The organism is Bacteroides sp. NSJ-48 (assembly GCF_014287405.1).
Classification (GTDB): Bacteria; Bacteroidota; Bacteroidia; order Bacteroidales; family Bacteroidaceae; genus Bacteroides; species Bacteroides stercoris.
Map to the genome: position 1 here is coordinate 53,687 of NZ_JACOOD010000001.1, position 23,609 is coordinate 77,295.

Sequence of the window (23,609 nt, forward strand, 5' to 3'; positions counted from 1 at the left end):
AAATTACCCTCTACTCGTAGCGCATGGAATTTGCCGGATGAATCCGTGTAATGAGGTAGGACGGTCCTAACAGCATAGCGATTGAGGCCAGCAGCGTGCCGACATTCAGCAACAAGAAAAGCCAAAGATTGAAAGATACGGGAACGGTGTCCATATAATAGGTTTCCGGGTCGAGACGGAACAAGCCGAACCACTTCTGGATAAAATAGAAAGCCAGTCCTATTACATTGCCCCACAGCATTCCTTTTCCGATGAGGAATACCGCCAGCCAAAGAAACAGTTTGCGGATAGTGAGGTTGTTCGCTCCCAAAGATTTCAGAACGCCAATCATGGAGGTGCGCTCTATGATGATTATCAGCAGCCCCGAAACCATGGTAAACCCGGCAACGCCAATCATCAGAATAAGGATAACCCATATATTGACATCCAAGATGCCGAGCCATGCAAAAATCTGCGGGTTCAACTGCTCTACGTTGAGTACACAGTATTCTGCCCCGTAAGGGTCGGGATGCCGGCCCACTTCATCGGCTATCCGGTAGGTGGTTTCTTCCAGTTTATCGTAGTCGTACAGCTCCAGCTCCACTCCGCTCACCTGGTCGGGATGCCACTTGTTCAGACGGTTCACCAGGCACAGGTCTGTAAGCAGGAACAGGTTGTCGTATTCGGAAAAGTTGGTCTGGTAGATGCCGACGATTGTCAGGCGGCGGGCACGCACATCGTCCTGTATGTAGTAGGTGTCTATCTTGTCGCCGAGCTTCAGCTTCAGTTTGTCGGCTATCGCCTTTGAAATGACCACACGGTTGGTAGAAGCCGAGTCGCTGAACTGCGGAAACTCTCCCTCTATCAGGTGACGGCGGAAGAAAGAACTGCCATACTCCGGCCCTATACCCTTCAATGCCATGCCCTGAAAGGCATCGGACGTCTTTATCATACCCGGCTTGGTGGAATAGCGTTGCACGTGTTTCACACCGGAATTATCTGCAAGAGCGGCAAGCATACTGTCCGTCACGGCTATGGGGCGGGTTTCAAAAGAACGCGCCGCATCCGAATTGCTAATCTGGATATGCGAGCCGAAACCGATTATCTTATCGCGTACCTCGCTCTTGAAACCGATTATCACCGACACGGCAATAATCATCACCGCCAACCCGATAGCAACACCGATAGTTGCTATCAGCACGGCAGGACGGGAAACTTGCTTTCCGACATCGGAACTGCGGTAAATACGCAGCGCTATGAAACGGGATAAATTCATCAGTAGTATTATATATCTTCTATTCCGTACGTCCCGGATAGGCTTCGAGCGCTTTGGAAAGCACAAACAGCGCACGGATTAAATCTTCCTTCTTCAAGACGTAAGCGATGCGCACTTCGTTGCGGCCGGAACCCGGAGTGGTATAAAAGCCGGAAGCCGGAGCCATGAAAACGGTCTGCCCTTCGTACTGGAATTCGGAAAGACACCATGCGCAGAACTTGTCCGAATCGTCTACGGGCAGCTTGGCCACGGTATAGAACGCTCCCATCGGAATGGGTGAATATACGCCGGGAATACGGTTCAGACCGTCAATCAGGCATTTACGGCGTTCTACATACTCGTCGTAGGTATCGCGCAGATAGTCTTCGCCGGCATCCAAAGACGCTTCGGCAGCAATCTGACCTATCAACGGCGGACTCAAACGCGCCTGGCAGAACTTCATAACGGCATCGCGTATCTCTTTGTTCTTCGTTATCAGTGCACCTACACGGATACCGCATTCGGAATACCGCTTGGAAACGGAATCAATCAGGACTACATTGTTCTCGATGCCTTCCAGATGGCAGGCGGAGATGTATGGAGAGCCCGTATAGATGAACTCGCGATACACCTCGTCGGAGAAGAGGAAGAGGTCGTACTTCTTCACAAGGTCGCGTATCTGATTCATTTCACGGCGGGTATAAAGGTAGCCGGTAGGGTTGTTGGGGTTACAAATCAGGATGGCACGCGTACGTTCGTTTATCAGCTCCTCAAACTTCTCCACTTTAGGCAGCGAGAATCCCTCTTCGATGGTCGTTGCAATCGTACGTATCCTGGCTCCGGCAGAGATGGCAAACGCCATGTAATTGGCATAAGCCGGTTCGGGCACGATAATCTCGTCACCCGGATTGAGGCATGCCATGAAAGAAAACAGCACCGCTTCCGAACCGCCGGATGTAATGATTATGTCATCGGCTGTGAGCTTGATGTTGTACTTATCGTAATACCCCACCAACTTCTCGCGATAGCTGCGGTAGCCTGCACTGGGACTGTACTCCAATACCTTACGGTCAATATTGCGGATGGCGTCAATCGCGACTTGCGGCGTAGGCAGGTCGGGTTGTCCGATATTGAGGTGGAATACATGGATGCCCCGTTGCTTGGCTGCATCTGCCAAGGGAGCCAGCTTTCTGATAGGAGATGCGGGCATCTCCATTCCGCGAATAGAAATTGTTGGCATGAGTTTTTTATATCATTTTATCATTTAAGTCGCAAATGTAGTGATTTATTTGATACCAAAGGGAAGCAAAGACATAAAAACTTTAAAAACCTTATCTATATTAAAAACACTATGCTATTTAAAAAGAATCTTGTACCTTTGAAATAGTAAACAAATGAACAACCACAACCGTTTTATCTTAAACCAACATTTAAAATAGTAAGTAACGCTATGGTCATCAACCTAATAACTTTTGCTTCACTGCTACATAAGCAAGCATCAGTCCGCAGTTCCCATGAAATAATCCTGAACGAACTGGAAAAATATTTCACCGTCAATTTCATAGATTACCAAGATATCAACAAGCTGTCTCCCGATGATTTCAGCATCCTGTTCATCGCCACCGGCGGAGTGGAACGGCTGGTTATCCAGCATTTCGAGGCTCTTCCCCGCCCTGCCATCATATTGGCAGACGGTATGCAGAACTCGCTTGCCGCCGCCCTCGAAATATCTTCCTGGCTGCGCAGCCGGGGAATGAAAAGCGAAATCCTGCATGGCGAACTGTCCGAAATCATCAAACGTATTTTTGTACTGCACAGCAATTTTATGGCACAGCGCAGCCTCTTCGGGATGCGTATCGGTGTAATAGGCACTCCGTCGAGCTGGCTCATTGCCAGCAACGTGGATTATCTGCTTGCCAAACGACGCTGGGGAGTGGAATACACGGACATCGCACTGGAACGCGTGTACGAATATTACAACCAAATCACGGATGATGAAGTAGGCGAAGCATGTGCCGGCCTTGCCGGAAAAGCGCTTGCCTGCCGGGAAGCGTCGCCCGAAGATATGATAAAGGCAATGCGCCTGTACCGCGCCATCCGGAAGATTGTGGACGAAGACCGTTTAAGCGCACTCACCCTGAGTTGCTTCCGCCTGATAGAACAGACGGGCACTACCGGCTGCCTGGCGCTTTCCCTGCTGAATGACGAGGGCATCATTGCCGGATGCGAAGGCGATTTGCAGTCCGTCTTCACCATGCTCGCTGCCAAAGTGCTCACAGGCAAACCTGCTTTCATGGCCAATCCTTCCATGATTAATGCACGCACCAACGAAATCATACTGGCGCATTGCACCATCGGCATCGCACAGACAGAGCAGTTCATCATCCGCAACCACTTTGAAACGGAAAGCGGCATCGGCATACAGGGAATACTGCCTGCCGGAGACGTAACAATCGTGAAATGCGGCGGAGAATGTCTGGACGAATATTACCTCGGCACGGGTACATTGACCGAAAACACCAACTACATCAATATGTGCCGCACGCAGGTACGTATCAAGATGAACGCCCCGGCGGAATATTTCCTGAGAAACCCGTTGGGCAACCATCACATCATGCTGCATGGCAACTACGAACTGATGCTCGACGAGTTCCTGCAATCCAACGGATGCAAAAGGATAGAATAAACTCTAAAACCAACCGGCAATCATATTACATCATCGCTCATGCGGACTTCAAAGCGGGTTCCTCTGCCCGGCTTTGAAGTCACCGTAATGGTTCCGTGTATACGTTCCACAATTGTCTGGCAGATACTCAACCCTAAACCGGCCCCTTGCGTAAAGCTGTCCGCCTTATAGAAACGCTCGAAGATATGCTTCTGGTCTTCATCGGATATACCCGCTCCGGTATCTTCCACAAAGACGGTTGTATATCCGGATTCATCCACTCTATATCCTAAAGTGATGCTCCCTTGCACGGTAAACTTCTTGGCATTGTTAATCAGATTATTCAAAACCTGCTTCAAGCGTACGGCATCGGTAGTGATATACTTGTCGGCCCCTTCCGGAAAATCGGTGCATAATTCCACTCCCTGCGGCATGCTCAACCTCTGGGAGTCGTAAACTTCCTGCATGATAAACGTAAGATTGTAAGAAGAGAACTGAAAATCCATTGTGCCCGATTCGATGCGCGAGAGGTCCAGAATATCATTAATCAGAGCCAGCAACAACGTGCAGTTTATATTGATAGTCTCGACAAACTGCTGTACTTCTTCCGAAGAAAAGGCTTGCAGGTCTTTCAACAAATCGGAGAAACCGACTATCGCATTCAACGGAGTACGTATCTCATGGCTCATGTTGGCAAGGAACGCCGATTTCAGTCTGTCAGCCTGCAAGGCACGGTCACGGGCCGCGATAAGTTCCTCTTCGGTGTCTTTATAACGCTGGATACTCTGGCATACACCCAATACCCTATAAGGTATATCTACCGTGAGCCCCTCATAAGCGGTACTCCGGAACTCCCACCACTCATATCCGCCATCTGCGTTTTGCAGCCGGAAACTCATGCGCGAGTTCGGCTCATGCCCCAGCATGATATTGTCGAAATGCCTGCATGTGCGGGAAAGGTCTTCCGGATGGACAATCCGATCCAGTTCTTCCCTCGAGATATAGTCCGTATTGTCGTAGCAATTGAAACGTTGCAGCAGTCCGTCGGGAAAATGGAAGCATTTCAACCGTGTGTTGTACTGCCACGGATAAATGGAACTTTCCTCAATAGCCATATTGAAAAAACGCTTCTGCATCTCTTCTTCGGATATATTACGGCAGACAATTGCCATACCCGTCAGTTTGTCTTTCGCAAAGATAGGAACCACCTCGCCCGAAACAGGGAAATAAGTACCTTTGGTATTCTCCTGCATGAATGCCTTTTCCGGTATAATGACAGGCTTCCTATCCTGTATCACCTGTTTCAACAGAGCCTGCAGGATATTCTCGCCATTCATGTAAATATGGAGAATGGAACCGGCAACCTGTCCTTCGTACGGACGTGTCGTATACATTTCTGCAGGCAATCCCAGCATCTCCACTAAAGCCCGGTTCACAAAATGGATTCTCAAATCCATATCATACGTAACCAGTCCGTCGCGAATAGAACAGAATATCTTATCGAATTCATCCCGCTGTTCCACCAGGCGGTGTTGTATCAGCAGACGGGTCTGCGCATGTATCCGCTTGCGCGATTCACGCCGGTTGCTCCGATAGAGCCAGACTACAAGAAATGCCAACGCACCCACTATCACCGAATAGAACAGAATAAACCAGGCCTGATAGCGGTCCATCAGAGGAATGTTCAAAACGATTCCCCGTTTTTCAACACTATCCACATCTACATGGAAGAAGTCCAACTGCTTGTAGTCGAACAATAACTTGCCGCCCAAGTCTCCTATTCCGAATGAAGCAGGCGACCGGCCCTTCAGAATACTTGCCGCCTGTATGCCCGCAGCATAAGTATCTGCCGCCGGTTCTACATCATAAACACATAAAACACCGCTTGTCATTGCCAGGTTTTGATTGGCAAATACAGGAGCTTTCAATTTCAGGGAAAGAAAAGGAATCCACTTAGGGGCGATAACAATGTACTTATGGGCATGATAATCGTAACAAATAGATGTTATGAGAGAGTTGAGGGACTTTCTCTGCACATTCAGTTCCTTAAAACTGTATTCGGGATGTTTCTTATGAAAAGACTCCCAGGCTTCTTCTACCGCTTCCACTCCCTTAGCACTCAAAAAACTGCTGTCCGACAAGCAGACAATCTCCTTACGTGCAGGAAACAAACGTATGGCTTCCTCAAGCAACACATTAAAATCCGTTACTGAAGTGAAGCCCGAGACATTCGGCATACGGTCGAACAACTTCCTGTCAGGATATTTAATGCCCGAAACAACTACCGGTATCTGATACGGCAAAGAATCGCCGCAGTGAGTCAAGGTAAAGAAAGCCTCATCGCTGGACGTCACAATCAAATCCGTATTCCGCTGTCTGGCACGTTCGCATATGCGGCGCATGATGACACACTCCGAAGCAAACGTCCAAAAATCGGCATTCAGATACTCTATAACCACGTTTGCTTTTACACCGCCTTCTTTCAAGCCGTCCTGCAAACCGGCAATAAGGTTATTGTGCCAGGAAGAGCTGTTTGTATATGATTGTATGAAAAGTACATTATAATTGTTTTCCGCAGCCGAAAGCGTCCCCGATATCATGCATAAGAAAGCTAATGAACATGTTAAGAAAAAGTGTTTTCCCATTCCGTTTGTTTTGATTTGTCTGCGTAAACTTCTTTATAACAACGCAAATATACAAGCTTATATCGAGAATATACATCTTTTGATAAAAAATAATAGGATAAAACGCAGAATAAGGAAAATTTGAGCATTCTCGCTGACAGTCTGAGAGTTTGGCTTCGGATGGCACAAATTGGCATAAGGTCGGGAAAACGGGTTTAGGCAGAGAACCTGAGCACCGACAACATCGTGGAAATGAACGGTACGCCTTGGATTGTATCGAAACGCCAAAAAACGGGCGTACTGTTCCAAATCAAACTGATGGACATCCCCATGCAGATTATCAGACGTTACAAGCCGTTCAGAACAGACAAACGGCTGTTCAACATCGGCTCGCTTGACACGGTGAACAAACGCATCAAGGCTGTGGCGAAGAAATGTGGGATAGAAAAGCCGATTTCATTCCATTTAAGCCGCCATTCATTCGCTGTTTTGGCATTGAATTACAGTATGCCGATAGAAAGCGTGAGCAAGATTTTGGGGTATACCAATATCACCACTACGCAGCTTTACGCGAAGGTGGCGAGCAAGAAACTCGAAAACGACATATCCGCTTTCGAGAGCACCGCAGGGAAATGTCGGACAAGGAAGCGGAACACCAAAAGGAAGTGTCATTTCTGAAAGCTATCATCTTGAAAGCCAAGAAATGGTTTCCGCTGTTCCAAGAGTTGGTGTACATGGAGAGGTTCTGCCTGAATGGTTCAAAGAGCAGTTCAACAAGCTGTTCTCATCCATTAGGAGAACGGTAACACAACCACGAGGCATTAAATTATGAGCATCAGGCAGAAGGGAAGTTCAAAATAGCAGGCTTTCCGTCTGCCTAACTTGGAATGTTTGTATTCTATATTCCGAGCTTTTTTAAGATACGCTGATTTATAGCGCAATACGCATGATGTAATAGTTAAAATAACAAAAAAGACGGATTACGCAAAGTCACGTTTTATTTCTTTTTTTTCTAATTTTGCACCCGAAAACAAGTAAATGGCATAGTTAAATGGAAACTTATACAGTACATTACAAAAACAAAATCTGTTATTTCCACGCATGGGGAGCAGAGGTGCAGATTTAACCTTCCGTTTCCATTTCCATAGCTATATTCATTCTATAAACATAAAATAATCAGTTAATTTATGAGCAAAAAGAAAAGGCTCATAGGGCTGTTGTACATTGCAGTCCTATGCAGTCAGGGGTTGTGTGCCCAAACTCGACAAATGGGCATAGAGGAACTGTTCCGTCTTGCCGACGAGCAGAGCAAAAGTATTCAAACGTACCGAACGGGGGCAGAATCCGCCGAGGAAGCCCTTAAAGCGGCTAAGGCACAAAGGCTTCCGGATGTAAATGTGTCCCTTTCCGCCAGCTATTGGGGCAACGGCAAGCTGTGGGACAGGGACTTTGGCAACGCCATGACGGTAGACATGCCGCATTTCGGCAACAACTTCGCATTAGAAGCGCAACAGGTCATTTATGCAGGCGGTGCGATAAGCAGTGGCATCAAGCAGGCGGAAATAGGAAAGGCGTTGGCGGAACTTGACTTGCAAAAGAACGTGCAGGAGATACGCTTCCTGCTGGTAGGCCATTATTTGAACGTGTACAAATTAGACAACCAAATCCGGGTGGTGCAGAAGAACATGGAACTGATAGAGGAGGTCATTGCCAACATGAAAGCCCGCAGGGAACAAGGCACGGTTCTCAAAAACGACATTACACGTTATGAATTGCAAAAGGAGCAACTGAACTTGCAGTTGTCAAGAGTGGAAGACGCGCGTAAAATTGCCAACCATCAGCTGGTTACCGCCTTGCATCTGCCCGAGGGTACGGAAATATCCCCTGACACCTACTTGCTGGAGCAGCAAATCCTTACCCTCACAGAGGATGATTGGCAGGACATGGCCGAAACCAATAACATTCTCCTGAAACAGACACAGGCCGCCATCCAAATGAATGAGCAAAAAGTAAAGCAGGAGCGTTCCGAACGCCTGCCGCATATTTCCATTGTCGCCGCAGAGCATTTGGACGGCCCCATCACCATTGAAGTGCCCGTACTGGATAACAATTTCAATTATTGGTACATAGGGATTGGGGTAAAATATAACCTTTCCTCCCTGTTCAAGAACAACAAGAAGCTGAAACAGGCACGGTTGAATGTGCGTCAGGCACAGGAACTCCATCAGTTGGCGCAGGAGCAAGTGGAAAATGCCGTGCAGGAGGGGTATGTGAACTTCCTGACTGCCTTTACCGACTTGCGGACACAGAAGAACAGTGTAAAGCTGGCAGACGAGAATTACAACGTCACCGAGAACCGCTATAAAAACGAGATGGCGTTACTGACCGACATGCTGGATGCCAGCAACATGAAACTCACCGCCGACTTGGGACTGGTGAATACCCGCATCAACATCCTGTACAACTACTATAAAATGAAATACATCACCCATACTTTATAAACAGAATATCATTATGGTTACAAGAAAGACAAAAAAGCTGGTTTACAATACGATTGTCATTGCATTGCTGGTTATCGGCATAGGGTACGTTTGCACACGCTTTCTCCATTTGGGCAGCGTAGAATATACGGACAATGCGCAGGTAAAGCAACATATCACTCCCATCAACACACGTGTACAAGGCTTTATCAAGAAAATATATTTCGAAGAATACAAGCCTATACACAAAGGCGACACGTTGCTTGTGATTGAAGATGCGGAGTTCAGATTGCGGCTGGCACAAGCCGAAGCGGATTTGGCAAACGCATTGGCAGGACAACAAGTCACCCATGCCGGGATAGCCACGATACAAAACAACCTGACAGTCAATGATGCCGGCATCGAGGAAGTCTGCGTGCAACGGGCCAATGCAGAGCGTGAGTTGCAACGGTATAAGAAACTATTGGAGGAAGATGCCGTCACCCGGCAGCAATATGACAATGTAAAGACCGCATACGATGCCATCAACGCCCGGTATGAACAGGCACTCCGCATGAAACACACCACGTCCTTGATCAAAGAGGAACAAACGCATCAGCTGGGACAAAACGAGGCTGCCGTCCGTTTGGCACAAGCCGCCGTGGATTTGGCGCGGCTGAACCTGTCCTATACGGTCATCATCGCTACCTGCGACGGCATGACGGGACGCAAGGCTATACATGAGGGGCAGTTGGTACAGCCCGGCCAAACGCTGGTGGACATCGTGGACAACAGCGACCTTTGGGTCATCGCCAATTATCGGGAGACGCAACTTCCCAACATCAAGGAAGGAGCGGAGGTTATCTTTACGGCAGATGCCGTTCCGGGCATCGTATACAAAGGAGTAGTAGAATCCATATCCGATGCCACTGGAGCGGCGTTCTCTTTGATTCCACAGGACAATGCTACCGGAAATTTCGTAAAAGTGGAGCAAAGAGTGCCCGTTCGCATCCGCTTGCAAGGCAATGATGCCGACAAAGTGAGCCGATTGAGGACAGGATTCAATGTAGAATGTAAAGTGAAATACTGATATGAGCGGAACTGCACAACCCATGCCTTTTTCTATGCCGATGTTCAGGAATTTTATCCCTGAACAAATACGACCTTGGATATATGTATTCATAGCTGTCACTTTCCAATTTTCCGGCGGACTTTATTTGGGCACGCTGAACCAGATGATGGGCGAAACGACCCTGATGCGGGAAGACTTTCTGATGTGCCTTTACGCAAACTTGGCAGGAATGGCCATTCATTTTCCTTTGCTGTTCCGCGTAAAGTTCCGTTTCACCAACAAGACGCTGTTGTGTGGAGCGGCTACCGGGGTATTGCTCTGCAATCTGATTGCGCCGCATATCACTTTTCTTCCATTGCTTTGGCTGATATGCTTCATCGAAGGTATGTGTAAGATACAAGGCACATTTGAATGTATGTCGAATATCCAACTTTGGATGAGTCCGACACGCGACTTTACCGTGTTCTTCCCCGTGCTGCATATCATCATCTTAGGGAGTATGCAATTGTCCGATTTGTTGGCCACTTATCTGATGTATTACTACCATTGGGACTATATGCAACTGTTCATCTGTGGCATCATGATGACAGACTTGCTAATATTGACCGTCTGCACACGCCATTTCCGTATGTTCAAGAAGTTTCCCTTGTTCGGCATCGATTGGCTGGGAGCGGTACTTTGGGCGGCGCTTGCCTTGGAAATCACGTTTGTTTTCAACTATGGCGATTATTACGACTGGTGGAACAGCCCGGTCATCCGCAAGGTCAGCCTTTCCGCAGCCGTTACGTTCGTATTTTGTTTGAGGCGTATGTTCTCTATTCGTCATCCGTACCTTGAACCCAAGATGTGGACATACCGTTATTTGGCTCCGATTCTTGTGTTGGTCGCTTTGGTGGAAATGTTGCTTGCCACCGAGCATGTATTGGAAGAGACATTTTTTGAGGGCGTAATGCATTACGGCACGATTACCGGCGTACAGTTGGATTGGCCTGTGCTTGTCGGATGCCTTGCCGGATGTTTGTTTTCCTATTGGTGGATGCACATCAAGCAATTCAACTATCTGCGGCTGATAATCATAGGGCTGGCAGGCGTGATATTTTATCTTCTCGGCTACTATTTCACAGTTTCAAGCGACATTCACATATCCCAGCTGTATCTGCCGATGGCTTGCCGTGGGTTCGGGTATGCTGTGTTGAGCGTGACTTTCCTGACCTGCGCAGAAGAAATCATGAGTTTCCAGCATTTTTTCCAATCCCTTGCCGTGTTCCAAATGCTCCACATGGTCATGGGCGGTGTGATAGGTGCTGCCATTTACACCCGTGGTCTGAAATATTATATTCCCGACAATATAGCACGGTATGGGGCGGCGATAGACAATGTGGCTGCCAATGAAGTGCCGGTGAATATCCCATATTTTATGGAGATGTTCATGTCGCAAATGACTGAAATCAGCATAAAGCAGATATATGGTTGGGCTGCATACGCCTGTATCTTCCTCTTTTTGCTGTTTCTGTTGTACGATGCTCCGATACGCAGGGAACTCAAGCAGATACCAAGCTGGCAGAAAATAAGGCAGAAGATTGCCGAATCTTTTGCTGATAAAAAGTAAAAATGACTATTTACAAATCACATACATAGCCACTTGCTGGGAATCTTCTGTTTTTGGCAAGTGGCTATAAATTACCCCCACTCTTTGAGAAAAGCTCATAAGCAGCTTATTTCTATTTTAATATCGTTTTTCCGGAAAAACTTTATTCATCATGCAATGCTTCTGCCGGGTGTACTTTCATCGCTCCATAAGCAGGATACCAGATTCCGACAACAATCATCAGCGCCATAAGCAGCCATGTCAAGGCAAGAGCCGGCAGAAAGCGTCCGGCATCGAAAGGCATTTTGCCCACATCCACCAGTTCGGCATAACCGATATTGAAAGCGATGACAGCCGCCGGTACGGCCGCCAGCGTAAGCAGCAGCACCCCTTCGTACATGAGACAGGAGAAAATCTCCCGGCGCGAACTGCCCAACGCCATCCGCAGCGCAACCTCTTTACGGCGTTGCTGCGTACGGAACCAGAATGTGCCGATAACGCCCAAAAAGATATTCAACAGCAGGAAACCGAGCACGCAAAGCTGCGTCTTCCATTCGTTCATGTCTTCCAACTCGCAGATTTCGCGCAAATGGCTGAAAGGTGTAATGTCCAGCAGATACAGATTACCTACCTGATAAAGGCGGTCGGCATCATTTATCAGCTTTTCGGCAAAGTCCTTATCGGCATCTTCGGAAACGCGCAAGCTGACTGTGACATAACGGGGATCGCCGAAATTCCGTAACCTCTTCGCATTGAGCGGAAGGGCTGCAAAAGCCCCGCCCCACTGCGACGGAGTATGGAAATGCGACCAGCGCACGGGCGTGCCCACCGCACCGATGCGACGGCGGACATCCTTGCCGTAGTTCAACAGCAAGACTTCCCGCCCCGGCAAGGACGCACCGCCTCCCAATTCCGGATGTCCTTCGGTGAGATTGGAAGATACCACCGGCTCGTCATTGCGGAATGCAGCCTCTACCTTGGCAAACTCAGCTTCCTCCGTAAAGGCATAACGGAACACGCGGAAAAAGTCCGCCTCCACCCAAAGAAGATGTACATTGACAGCCACGGAGTCAATACCCAAATCAATACCATTGCTGCCCTCATTGTACGGAAAGCAGTTTTGCGAAAGGGCAACGGCCTCTACGCCGGGGCAATGACGCAGCCTGTCCGTAAGCCGGAGCAAGTCGTCCATATCATCATCGGCGGTTAGCTCCGGATTATAAAGAGGCGAGTCCTCTCCCAACTTGCCTACGGTGATATTGTAGCAGTGCTCCGTATCGAATCCCATCGGAGCGTGATAGACCTGTGCAGTAACAAGCGTCCAGTCCACAATATACCACAGCACGACAAAGACTAGCAGCAGCTCCACAAAGAGAAAAAGATTGCTGTTCCACTCGTTCTTTATTTGTTTCAATATCGTTTTCATAACCATCGTTTACCTTTGATTGATCGCATCCGTTATATTCATTCTCGAAGCCCTCCATGCCGGTATGCCTGCCGAAAGGATGTTCATCAGCAAACAGAAACCGAAAGCTGCAAGGAATGCCCAGGGCGAAAGCAGCATGCCCGGTGTCAGGGCGGTTTCCCCGCTGAGGTAGGCATTGGTGCTATTGTTGAAAAGGAAACCGTTCAGCAGGAAGGTGGCGGCGTAACTCAGCGCAAGTCCCAACACGCCGGCAAACAATGTCAGCAACAGGTTCTCAAAGAATATCTGGCGTATCAGTTCGCCACCCGTAGCCCCAAAAGCCTTGCGCACGCCTATCTCCGCCATACGTCTGCGCATACGGGAGAGCGTCATGCTGCTCAGGTTGATGGCAGGCACAAGCAACAGGATGGCAATAACGAGCATATAGCGCAGGATAATGGCTTTGGTATCGGGTGTTTCGCTCCACTTGCGGTAAAGGTTGGCAAACCGCTCATCGGGTTGCCCGCGATAGAACACTTCCGAGTCGCGCAGGCTGTCGTTATACTTACGGCGAAGTTGCTCCGCCTCCTCACGGATAGCCGGAAAATCGGATGCGGAACGTGCAAGGATAACCGCCCTCATCTGTCCTACGGTCTCCTCCCACCACGCCAGCCGGGCAATGTCTGTGGACGTATAAGGAATCCACACCTGCGCATAGGCGGAAGTGGCCAGTACGGACACATCCGCCACTACACCGGATATACGGTATTCCACATAGTTCAACTGTACCGTCTTTCCCGCAACGTCCGTTGTGCCGAACAGGCGGCGCGCCACCGCAGCGCTCAACACGGCGCATAGCACTCCGGCATCGCTGTCGGCCTTGGTAAATGCCTTGCCGCTGAGAAAGCGGAACCGGAAGATATGCCAGAAGGCGTCGTCCGTCTGCACCATGTCGGCCGTGACCTTGTTGCCTGCCGGCAGGGACACACGTACCTTTTCGGGCAAGGAAACCAACGTTACCGCCTCCGCCGTAGTGAGACTCTTAAAGCACTCGCGCCCCGTACGCACCGACATGCGGGCGTTGGATGAATCGCCGTCGCTTCCGCCCTTGTTCTTGACGGACATGGCAGACACATACAGCGAACGGCTGCGGTTCACCTCGGGCTCGCAGTCCACGAGCCGCACCTGAAAAGTGATGACAAGCACCATAATCATACAGATGGCCAATGCCGTACCCAGTACGGAAACCCATGTTATGATGGGATTCTCGCGCAAGTGATATAGCGCTTGCTGAAAGTAAAGACGTATCATATTCCGTTATTCGTTTAACTTCCTAAAATCATTCATCATGCAAAGCCTCTGCCGGTTGTACCTTCATCGCCCTGCGTGCCGGAATGCCTATACCAATCGCAATCATCAATCCTATCAGCAGGAAGCTGATGGCAGCGCAAAGCAACAAACGCTCCCACTCCAAAGTCGTACCGTTGCGCCAGGAGTTCAGTTCCATACTTGCCAGGTTATAGTCAATGAACAAAGCGACAGGCGTGACAAGCAACAGCAAAAGCAGCCCTTCGCTTATCAGACGGGTGAAAATACTCATGTCCGATGCTCCATGCACCTTATGCAGGGCAATCTCCGAACGGCGTTGCTGGGTACGGAACCAGAAAGTGCCGAGCAGTCCCAAAAATATATTCAGCAACAGAAATCCCATACCCATTACATAATTGCGCAGGTCGTTGCTCCATGCCTGCTGGAAATTACGGCGGATGTCCTTAAAGGAGCGTATCTCGGAGATAAAGACATTGCCGATACGGAACTGTTTCTCACTGTCCGCTTTCAGGCGTTGGATGAAATCATGGTCCTGATTTTCGCGGACACGGACACAGAGTTCCAATCCCGTATCATACCAATCGAGTTTATAAAGAAAGGTATACGAATCGCGGGCCTGCTCGAAATCATTGTAACGTACATTCTCCAAGGCCGCTCCCAGCCGGTAGGTTTGTATCGTATCGCCGAAAAGCCGGAAGCTCTTGCCTACGAACTCCGTCAGCGGATGGCCGTACTTCCGGTAAAGGTTGTCGGAAGCAAGGAACTCTCCCCTTTCCAACATCCCGGCAAGCTGTTCGGGCGTCTCGCCACGTGTGCCCTGATAACGGAACACACGCACAAAATCGGGAGTCACCAAACGGCGTATCGTCCAATTACCGGAGACCAGCGTATCGTACTGCACCAGATCTGTGGAGTTACTGCCATTATATGGATATGAGTTTTGCGAAAGGCTCACCGCCTCTATCTCCGGACGACGGCGCAGACGGTCCACAAGTTCAAGAATATCGGCATCTTCCTGCTCATCGGTCTGGTTCGGGATATAATCGGGACTCTTATCGGTAAGCTTTCCCATTTCGATAAGGTAGCAATGGCTGATGTCGAAGCCCCGCGGCTCCAGATAAGTTGCCGTACGCGTATAGAGATAGTCCACCACAAACCACATCACAACGCTTACAACCAGCAATTCCAACGCCAGCCACAGGTTATTGCGCCATTCATTCTTTATCTGTACTAAAAGTTTCTTAGTCATTTCTTTCCGTAATTAATAGTTAGCGACAAGCGTTTAGTGCAACCGTCCTCCCAATGCGTTCACTATCCCGATGCGGGAAGCCTTCCATGCCGGGAAACCGCTGCTCATCAGATTCAGCACAAAGCAGAACAGCAACGCCCACCCAAAGGTGGAAGCATGAAGCAGAATGGAAGCATCCACTTCCGGCGGGTTCAAAGTCTGACTGAATTCCTGCGCAAAAAGCAACGTGTTGCCCACGTATGCAAAGGCCACGCTCAACAGCAAACCGACAACACCTGCCAATAAAGTCATTACCAGATTCTCCGCCACAATCTGCCCTATCAGCTCCATCCGTGTACTGCCGAAAGCACGGCGCACTCCGATTTCCGATACCCGCTGACGCAAGCGACTCTGTGTCATGCTCGAAAGATTGATGGCAGGCACTATCAACAGAATGACGAAGATGATAATCCGCTGACGGCGCGCCGCATTCACATCCGGTTCGATATTGGCGCCGAAAGCAATGGCATTCTTTTCCTGGTCGTAAGGGCGGTTGCGGTAAATCAGCTTCCAGCCGTTCTCTCCGATAAGCGTATTATACTCCGATTTACGACGTTCCGCTTCCTGGCGTATAGCGGGGAAATCATCCCGGCTACGCGCCAGCATCGTACAACTCATCATTCCCATGTGCCGGTCGTTCCATGTTTCATTATCCATACCCGTTGAGGTATACGGAACCCATACCTGTCCGTAAGCGCAATCCGCCAGTGTAGACACATCCTTCACGACACCGGCTACGCGATAGGGCGCATGGCTGAGGAGAAACTCACGCCCTGCAACATCAGTCATTCCGAAGAGGCTGCGCGCTACACTCTCCGTAAGTACGGCAACCGGCTGCCCGGCATCGAACACGGCTTTATCATAGGGCTTTCCATTGATAAAAGAAAAGTCGAATACGCGCCAGAAGATGTCGTCCGTTTGCCGTAAATCCACACTGACTGCCGGTTTGCCCGGCAAAGACACCGGAGTGGATACGGGGAAAATGGTATAGATAGTGACCGCTTCCGGCGTCTTCAACGACTGAAAACATTCACGGGCTGTCTGTACACTCATCGGTCCGTTGCTTGTACCGTCTCCCCAATTCGAGTTGGAGATGCTCATTGCCTTGACATGCAGGAAGCGGTCGCGATTGCTTTCGGGCGCAAAAGGAGCCACCTTTACCTGCTGCATCATTACCACCAGCATAATAAGGAATATGGCAAGCGCAGTACCGGCTATGCTGACGGCGCTCATCATCGGCTGCTGCCGCAACTGCGCCCAGGCTTGTGCAAAGTATTGCTTTATCATCTTAACGGCCTATTTTCAAGTTATCTGTATTTACTCCTCCTATGCCTCCTTTGGAAATATCGGCACGTCCGGCGGTTCCGCTCAAAGTGACATCGCCCACACCACCCATTTTGGCGGACAAATAGTCGCAGGTTACATGAATATCGGCGCTGCCTACTCCGCGCAAGGCAACTTTCAGCTCGTTGCACGTCAAGTCGGAGACATTCACTTCACCCACACCTTTTATCTCGAATGACACGGCATCGAGCTTCAAGGGTTTCTCACATTTGAATTCGCCTACACCGGTAAACTCCACCTCCTTCAAGTCGGGAGCCGAAATCCAGATAGTCACGCCATCCTTCTGATTGCTCCTGCGCTTGTTTTTCCCGTCCTTGAAACCTATCAGCAGACGACCGTCCTTCACTGTGGTCTGCGTATTCTTCACGTACTTCTCCCTGCCTTCAATCCTGAAAGAATAAGTGTCACTCTGTGTAAAATGAATTGTCCCCACAGAGGTTATCTCAATGGACGAGAAAGCATCCACCTTACGTACTTCACTTACTTTTGCATCTTGTGCACAAACACTCAGCATACCTGCAAAGGCCAATACCAATGCAATGATAACACCCGCTATATCAGTTCTCATATTTCTTCTTTTTTTATTTTGTTTCACATTCTATTCTTCGTGCAACGCCTCTGCCGGCTGTATCTTGATAGCCTGCCGTGCCGGGAACCATATTCCAATCACCACCATCAGCGCTATCAGCAGCCATGCACCCAACGAGCCCAGCAGAAAACGCAGGAAGCTCCATTCCACCGGCCAGGTGGTAATCAGTTCCGTATGTCCCATTGTAAATTCGGCAATGCCCACGTTATAGCAGACAATCATGGCAGGCAGCGCAACAAGAGTCAGCAACAGCAATCCCTCTCCCATGAGCAGACAGAATATCTGTTTCTTCGTGCTGCCCATGGCAAGCCGCAAAGCTATTTCATTGCGGCGCCTACGGGTACGGAACCAGAAAGTACCTATCAGCCCCAGGAACACATTCACCAACAGGAATACCACCACAACCGTTTGCGTATTCACCTTGTCCACATCGCCTTTCATCACCTCAAACTGATATTGCTGCTCCGTGTAAGGAGCTACATCGGCAATGAACATATTGTCGGTGTCCAGATGCGGGGCTATCTCTTTCAGGAACTTGCTCCGGTAATCGGGAGAGTCCATGTTTTCCCTCACACGGAAAACAATCTGCGCTTCATAATCCTGTAATTCGGTCCGTATCACATTCTCGTCAATTCTCCGGAAAGCCCACTTTGCATCGGCCCCATAGCGATAGGAACGGAAACTGCCGATCATGCCGCACTGCGTTACCACATTCGCGGTATCTCCGTACCAGCTCAAGGGAGTATCCAAAGAGAAGCCGGGCACCCTTTCCTTATAATAGTCGGCCGTACCCTCGCTCAGCATCACATAATTGCCGGACGTGACATCATTCCCCACAGGCATTGCCGCAAACGGACGTCCGGCATCTTCCTTCATGCGGAATACCCGCGTATATCCTCCGGTAGCGTTTATTATACGCACCGCACAGCCGATGGTATCCTGCACAGCCAGCGAGTTATAGGAATTATTGCCGCTCATCGGCAGGCTCCAATACAACAGGGCGGCCACTTCAACCGCAGGCTCCCTTTCGAGCTTCTGCAGGATGCCCAGATATTTGTCCGCACTCGTCATGCTGCTGTCCCGGCTTTCACCGCCCTTAATCATTGAAAGCTGGTACACATGGTCTATGTTATAGCCCAACGGGCGATAGAACGTATACTTCAGGCATCCCAGCGAATCGCAGAGAAACCACATCACGATAAATACCAGAAACAGTTCTGCAAGCACCCATCCGTTACTGCGGAGACGCGCCCGAATCATACGTAAGTTATGTACTATGAATTTCATAATCAATCTCGCTTTATTTATCGTTCAAAGAATCCACAATCGTGTGCCGTGCGGCAAGCCATGTAGGCAGGCCTGCGCTCAGCAGGTTGATGACCAGACAGAAAAGGAATGCCAGACAGAACACCGTAGGGCTGAACAGTACCGACATGCTCAGGTCGAACTCGCCGGAAGTGCCGGTGTTCTGATTATTGGTGAACAGCCACGTACGCATGCCGTACACGGCCAGATAGCTGAACACCAGCCCCACCGCTCCGCCAATCAGAGTCAGTACGAGGTTTTCATTCAATATCTGCCTTATGAGTACGCCGCGCGTCGCTCCGAATGCCTTACGCACGCCCAGTTCGCTGATGCGCTGCTGCATACGGCTGTTGCTCAGGCCGCACAGATTGAGCGACGGCACTAAAAGAACAATGAGCAATGCCAGAGAGTACTGTATGTACAACATCCGCAAATCCGGTCCTACGTTGGCCCACACATGGTTGACATGCGCCACGATTTCATCGGGCTGTTCCATAATGTCCATCAGCGTTTCGGCCTGTACGGCATTGATGTCTTTCACCCGCTTCGCTATTCCCTGCCTGATGGCCGGAATATCTTCGGAAGAGCGTGCCAGCGCCACCACCGTATGCGATTGGGCATAGCTCCGGATGGAAGTGGCATCCTGCAACTTGGCGGGATACATGCGCCACACTTGCGCATAAGCATCCTTCGCAATGACCGAAACATCCTTTACCACCCCGCAGATACGCGCTTCGTTACGGTTCAGCAGCACCGTCTTGCCCATCGCATCCGTAGTGCCGAACAGTTTCCGCGCCACAGAGGCGGCCACGACAATGGCGGACACATCGCCGCCCCGGTCGGAATCGTCGAATCCCCGTCCTGCGACAAACTGCATCCGGAACACTTTCCAGAATCCCGGATCGGTTTCCATAGCATCCACTTTCACCGCATTAGTACCGTCGGGCATGGAGACCAGGGCGACCGTTGCCGGAACAAATGCCGTACAGGCCTCTACTTCGGGCAACGGCTGTACACAGTCCTTCATGAAAGCCGGCGAACAGGCTGTATAATTATTCCAGCCTTTGTTCTCCTTGCCCTGCAAATGCATCTTGCTTATGTAGAGAGAGCGGTTACGGTTCACTTCCGGCTCGATGTCGGCATATTTCATCTGCCAGGTAATCACAATCGCCATAATCATGGTAATGGCAAATGCCGTACCCAATATGAATATGGTACTCAGTAACGGATTCTGCCGTAAAAGTATAAAAGCTTGGCGAATGGTCTGCATTTTTGAGTTATGAGTTATAAGTTATGGGTTATGGGGGTTATTCTACTTGACGGCCGTCGAAGAAGCGGATTGTCCTTGAGGTCTGTCTGGCTTGCTCTTCATTGTGGGTTACCATTACGATGGTGCGCCCGTCTTCCTTGTTCAGCTGATGCAGCAGCTCCATCACTTCCGCTCCCATTTTGGAGTCCAGGTTACCGGTAGGCTCATCGGCGAGGATTATCTCCGGATTGCCGATAATGGCGCGTGCGATGGCAACACGCTGGCACTGACCGCCGGAGAGCTGTGTAGGCATGTGGCGCATACGGTGGCTCAGGCCTACTTTCTGCAACACTTCCTCTGCCAGGCGGCGACGTTCTTTGGACGATACCTTTCTGTACAGCAAAGGCAGTTCCACGTTGTCCAGCACATTCAGCGAGTTAATCAAATGGAAAGACTGGAACACAAAGCCTAATTTCTGATTGCGGAAAGCCGCCAGTTCCTTGTCCTTCATGCCGTCCACCTTGGTACCGGCTATTTCAATCGTGCCGCCGGTAGGCGCATCCAGCAAACCCATAATATTCAGCAAAGTAGATTTACCGCAACCGGAAGGTCCCATGATACTGAGGAATTCCCCCTTGTTCACTTCGAGGTTCACATTCTCCAACGCTACGGTTTCAATCTCGTTGGTACGATAAATCTTGTTGATGCCAGTTAACTTAATCATAATGGTAGGTATTTAATTGTTATTTCAGTTTCAGCTTATTCTTGTTCTTATATTGGCTCATATCGCTCACCACCACCTCATCGCCCGGTTGCAAGCCGCCAATAACTTCCACAAACTCAAAGTTGGAATCGCCCAACTGCACTTTGCGTTTCACAATCTCCTTGTCGGAATTGCGTACAAACAGTTCGTACTCCCCGCGACCCACGTAGTAAGAGGCGTTGGCTATGCGCATCACGTCTTCTTTCACGGCGTTCATCACATATACGTCCGTCTTCAGGCCGGAACGCAGACGGCGGTTGTTGTCCTCGTTCAACTGTACGGTGAAGGAAATAACGCCATTCTTGGACAACGGAGTGACGCTACTCACCGTACCTTCCAGCTTCTCGCTGCCTATCTTGACTATCGCCTTGCCACCGGCGGCAACACGGTCGCCATACGTGTCGGCTATCTCGCCCTCTACCTTAAAATGGCTCAAATCGGAGATGACGGCAATCTGCGAGCCTTCCGCCACCTGTGCGCCGATCTGGTTGTTTATGTAAGTGAGGATTGCCTTGCGGGGCGAGCGGACTTGCGCATCGTCCAGCGTGCGTTTCGTTTCGGCAAGCGTCTTCCTGAAGATGCTGAAGTCCAGCTCCTGCACCTGATATTCGGCGTCCAGCACTTCCTTCTCATTGGCGTACTGCTGTTTCAACTGTTCGTATTCCAGCTCAGCCACGTTGTAACTCAGCTCCGCCTGACGTACTTTGTCGGTAGTGCCCGAACCGAGGCTGTCGAGGTATTGCTCGTTGCGCAGTTCCACTCTCTTGCGGTTCAACTGCATGGCAGATACCTTTATCTTCATCTCCAGGTCGTTCAGCTTGGTCATATTCTCAAGCTTGAGCTGCTTCAGCTTGTAGCTGCGCATCTGCTCCTCGTCGAGTTTCTGCTTGTAGTCGGTTTCGGCGCTCTGTAAATCCAGCTTCAGGATGGGCGTGCCTATATCCACGCTGTCGCCACCTTTCTTATATACTTCCAGAATACGGGTGTTGATGGGCGAGTTGATAATCTCCTCAAAGGCAGGAACCACCTTTCCGGAAGCGCTTACGCTGACCTCAATCGTGCCTGTACTTACCTGGGAGAACACGATGTCCTTCTCCTTCACCCCCGTGCGCATCAATGAAATGAGCACACTGATAACAACGATACCCGCAGCGCCCATGCCGCCATAACGAATGATTTTCTTGTTACGCTCTTTGTTACGAACTTCTTTCGGAATCTCTCTATCCATATTTTCTGTCTTTATTTACTATTTTACGTTGCCGCTGTCCTGTTGCGTAAACGGACAGCCTGCGATTCTTCGCCCTTATACTTGCCAAATCCGTGCCAAAAACATAAATCGTTGAAAACAAGCGTTAAGGCAAAAAGAAGAGTGTCCGTTTTCGGACACTCTGTACATTTTCGGATAGCGGTACTGTACGAAAAGAAGAAACGGACGGGAAAGAAAACATAAAAGTCCGGTAGAGGAAATATAAAACAGCAGGGGATAACGGGCCAAACTCCTAACCTTTGCGTCCGTCCCACGCGCTGGTACTTGTCATACCACGCGTTGGTAGGGCATGTACCAAGCTTTGGTACGACAAGTACCACACTATGGTACGAGAGATACCAACGGTTGGTACTCCGCGTACCAAACCGAGGTATTTCCCGGTACATACTTTCTTATGAGTATCAAGCACTTACGATAATCTTTCCTGAACGTTATCTCAGGCGCAGCCTGTCCCCTACTTCAGGCACATATTCCGCATCCTTGCGGTTCATCTTATACAGATTCTTCAGGCGGATGCCGTACTTCTGCGAAATGGAGTGCATGGAATCGCCGTCTTTTACAATATAAACGGTATGAGGTTTGGCGGCTTTCTTGCGCTTGTCTTTCAGATAGATGATGTCGCCTGCCTCTAAGGTATACTCTTTATGCAGGTCGTTATACTTCACCAGTTTGCGCCAACTGATGTCGAACTCTTTGCCCAGGAACTGGAAAGTATCGCCGTCGCGGGCCACAACGTAGGCAATGTCGTTGGCAATATACACCTGATGCGGGTTGGCAAGCCAGGGTTTCTTCTTCAGTTCTTTCTCCCACTTGCGGGCTTCGCGCTTGCTCATGCCGCGGCTGTCGTACTTATACAGGTCGTAGTCCTCGATAATGGTTATCAGGCGGTTGGCATAGGAAGGGTCTGTGGCGTATCCCGCTTTTTTCAGGCCGCGCGCCCAGCCTTTGTAGTCGGTAATCTTCAGCTTAAACAGGAAAGCATAGCGTGCGCCGCGTTTCAGGAAGAGCGAGTGGTCCTCGTAAGAGTCCTTCGGATGGCGATAGGCGCGGAAGCACTCTCCTTTGGCATCGTCATCGTGGTACACTCTCCGCCCGCGCCAGTCGCTATGGCACTTTATGCCGAAGTGGTTGTTGCTCTTGCGCGCCAGTGCGCTTTGTCCCGCGCCGCTCTCCAGCAGGCCTTGTGCCAGTGTGATGCTGGCGGGTATCTTATGTTCCTTCATCTGCTCCACGGCAAGCGGGGCATATTGTTTGATATATTCGTTGTAACGGGAGTTTCTGCGTTGTGCCTGCACAGCCACGCAAATAAGGAGAAGTGCTATGATAGCAGTCAGTCTGAATATAGGTTTCATGCTTCGGGTGTTGAATTTGACACAAAAGTCTGCAAAAGAATTGAAAAAACCAATCTCTTTCCTATCTTTGTAACAT

At 49.7% G+C, this 23,609-nt stretch carries 17 protein-coding genes and 1 pseudogene; 5 read left to right on the forward strand and 13 right to left on the reverse strand.

Features of this window, described 5'->3' with window-relative positions; all coding sequences use genetic code 11:
• Window positions 1-10: 10 nt before the first annotated feature.
• A complete protein-coding gene (locus H8S52_RS00225; RefSeq protein WP_118939634.1) occupies window positions 11-1,255 on the reverse strand; it encodes an ABC transporter permease in 1,245 nt (414 codons plus the stop codon).
• 19 nt (window positions 1,256-1,274) lie between these two features.
• Entirely contained in the window at window positions 1,275-2,474 is a 1,200-nt protein-coding gene (locus H8S52_RS00230; RefSeq protein WP_117955217.1) for a pyridoxal phosphate-dependent aminotransferase, read from the reverse strand.
• Window positions 2,475-2,684: 210 nt separating this feature from the next.
• Here H8S52_RS00230 and H8S52_RS00235 point away from each other — a divergent pair, with 210 nt between their 5' ends.
• Window positions 2,685-3,920: a fucose isomerase gene (locus H8S52_RS00235; protein WP_117955219.1), complete on the forward strand. Its 1,236-nt coding sequence runs from the start codon at window positions 2,685-2,687 to the stop codon at window positions 3,918-3,920.
• Window positions 3,921-3,940: 20 nt separating this feature from the next.
• On the opposite strand, the gene H8S52_RS00240 is transcribed toward H8S52_RS00235, so the two are convergent.
• Window positions 3,941-6,544, reverse strand: coding sequence for an ABC transporter substrate binding protein (locus H8S52_RS00240; protein WP_186909134.1), 2,604 nt, complete (start codon window positions 6,542-6,544; stop codon window positions 3,941-3,943).
• 201 nt (window positions 6,545-6,745) lie between these two features.
• Here H8S52_RS00240 and H8S52_RS00245 point away from each other — a divergent pair.
• The 4 genes and pseudogenes from H8S52_RS00245 to H8S52_RS00260 form a co-directional block, all read left to right on the forward strand.
• A pseudogene (locus tag H8S52_RS00245) lies at window positions 6,746-7,201 on the forward strand (site-specific integrase); the annotation flags it as partial.
• A gap of 509 nt (window positions 7,202-7,710) precedes the next feature.
• Window positions 7,711-9,024 (forward strand): TolC family protein, encoded by a 1,314-nt coding sequence (locus H8S52_RS00250; RefSeq protein ID WP_186909135.1) that lies wholly within the window; start codon window positions 7,711-7,713, stop codon window positions 9,022-9,024.
• Window positions 9,025-9,037: 13 nt separating this feature from the next.
• A complete protein-coding gene (locus H8S52_RS00255) occupies window positions 9,038-10,072 on the forward strand; it encodes an HlyD family secretion protein (RefSeq protein WP_186909136.1) in 1,035 nt (344 codons plus the stop codon).
• A gap of 1 nt (window position 10,073) precedes the next feature.
• The gene (locus H8S52_RS00260) at window positions 10,074-11,663 is read left to right on the forward strand and encodes a hypothetical protein (RefSeq protein WP_186909137.1); all 1,590 of its coding nucleotides are present in this window, start codon (window positions 10,074-10,076) and stop codon (window positions 11,661-11,663) included.
• A 142-nt stretch (window positions 11,664-11,805) separates the two neighbouring features.
• On the opposite strand, the gene H8S52_RS00265 is transcribed toward H8S52_RS00260, so the two are convergent.
• The 10 genes from H8S52_RS00265 to H8S52_RS00310 form a co-directional block, all read right to left on the reverse strand.
• Entirely contained in the window at window positions 11,806-13,068 is a 1,263-nt protein-coding gene (locus H8S52_RS00265; RefSeq protein ID WP_186909138.1) for an ABC transporter permease, read from the reverse strand.
• A 9-nt stretch (window positions 13,069-13,077) separates the two neighbouring features.
• The gene (locus H8S52_RS00270; protein ID WP_186909139.1) at window positions 13,078-14,358 is read right to left on the reverse strand and encodes an ABC transporter permease; all 1,281 of its coding nucleotides are present in this window, start codon (window positions 14,356-14,358) and stop codon (window positions 13,078-13,080) included.
• 28 nt (window positions 14,359-14,386) lie between these two features.
• Window positions 14,387-15,625 carry an FtsX-like permease family protein gene (locus H8S52_RS00275; protein ID WP_117740000.1) on the reverse strand — a complete coding sequence of 413 codons (1,239 nt, stop codon included), beginning with the start codon at window positions 15,623-15,625 and terminating at the stop codon, window positions 14,387-14,389.
• 33 nt (window positions 15,626-15,658) lie between these two features.
• Window positions 15,659-16,951: an ABC transporter permease gene (locus H8S52_RS00280; protein WP_151877951.1), complete on the reverse strand. Its 1,293-nt coding sequence runs from the start codon at window positions 16,949-16,951 to the stop codon at window positions 15,659-15,661.
• 1 nt (window position 16,952) lies between these two features.
• The gene (locus tag H8S52_RS00285; RefSeq protein WP_151877950.1) at window positions 16,953-17,576 is read right to left on the reverse strand and encodes a GIN domain-containing protein; all 624 of its coding nucleotides are present in this window, start codon (window positions 17,574-17,576) and stop codon (window positions 16,953-16,955) included.
• Between the two features lie 30 nt (window positions 17,577-17,606).
• A complete protein-coding gene (locus H8S52_RS00290; protein WP_151877949.1) occupies window positions 17,607-18,884 on the reverse strand; it encodes an FtsX-like permease family protein in 1,278 nt (425 codons plus the stop codon).
• A 13-nt stretch (window positions 18,885-18,897) separates the two neighbouring features.
• A complete protein-coding gene (locus tag H8S52_RS00295) occupies window positions 18,898-20,172 on the reverse strand; it encodes an ABC transporter permease (RefSeq protein WP_151877948.1) in 1,275 nt (424 codons plus the stop codon).
• A 37-nt stretch (window positions 20,173-20,209) separates the two neighbouring features.
• A complete protein-coding gene (locus H8S52_RS00300) occupies window positions 20,210-20,875 on the reverse strand; it encodes an ABC transporter ATP-binding protein (protein WP_117955230.1) in 666 nt (221 codons plus the stop codon).
• Window positions 20,876-20,894: 19 nt separating this feature from the next.
• Window positions 20,895-22,142, reverse strand: coding sequence for an efflux RND transporter periplasmic adaptor subunit (locus H8S52_RS00305; RefSeq protein ID WP_117955232.1), 1,248 nt, complete (start codon window positions 22,140-22,142; stop codon window positions 20,895-20,897).
• Window positions 22,143-22,612: 470 nt separating this feature from the next.
• A complete protein-coding gene (locus tag H8S52_RS00310) occupies window positions 22,613-23,533 on the reverse strand; it encodes a glucosaminidase domain-containing protein (protein WP_005653144.1) in 921 nt (306 codons plus the stop codon).
• Between the last annotated feature and the right edge of the window lie 76 nt (window positions 23,534-23,609).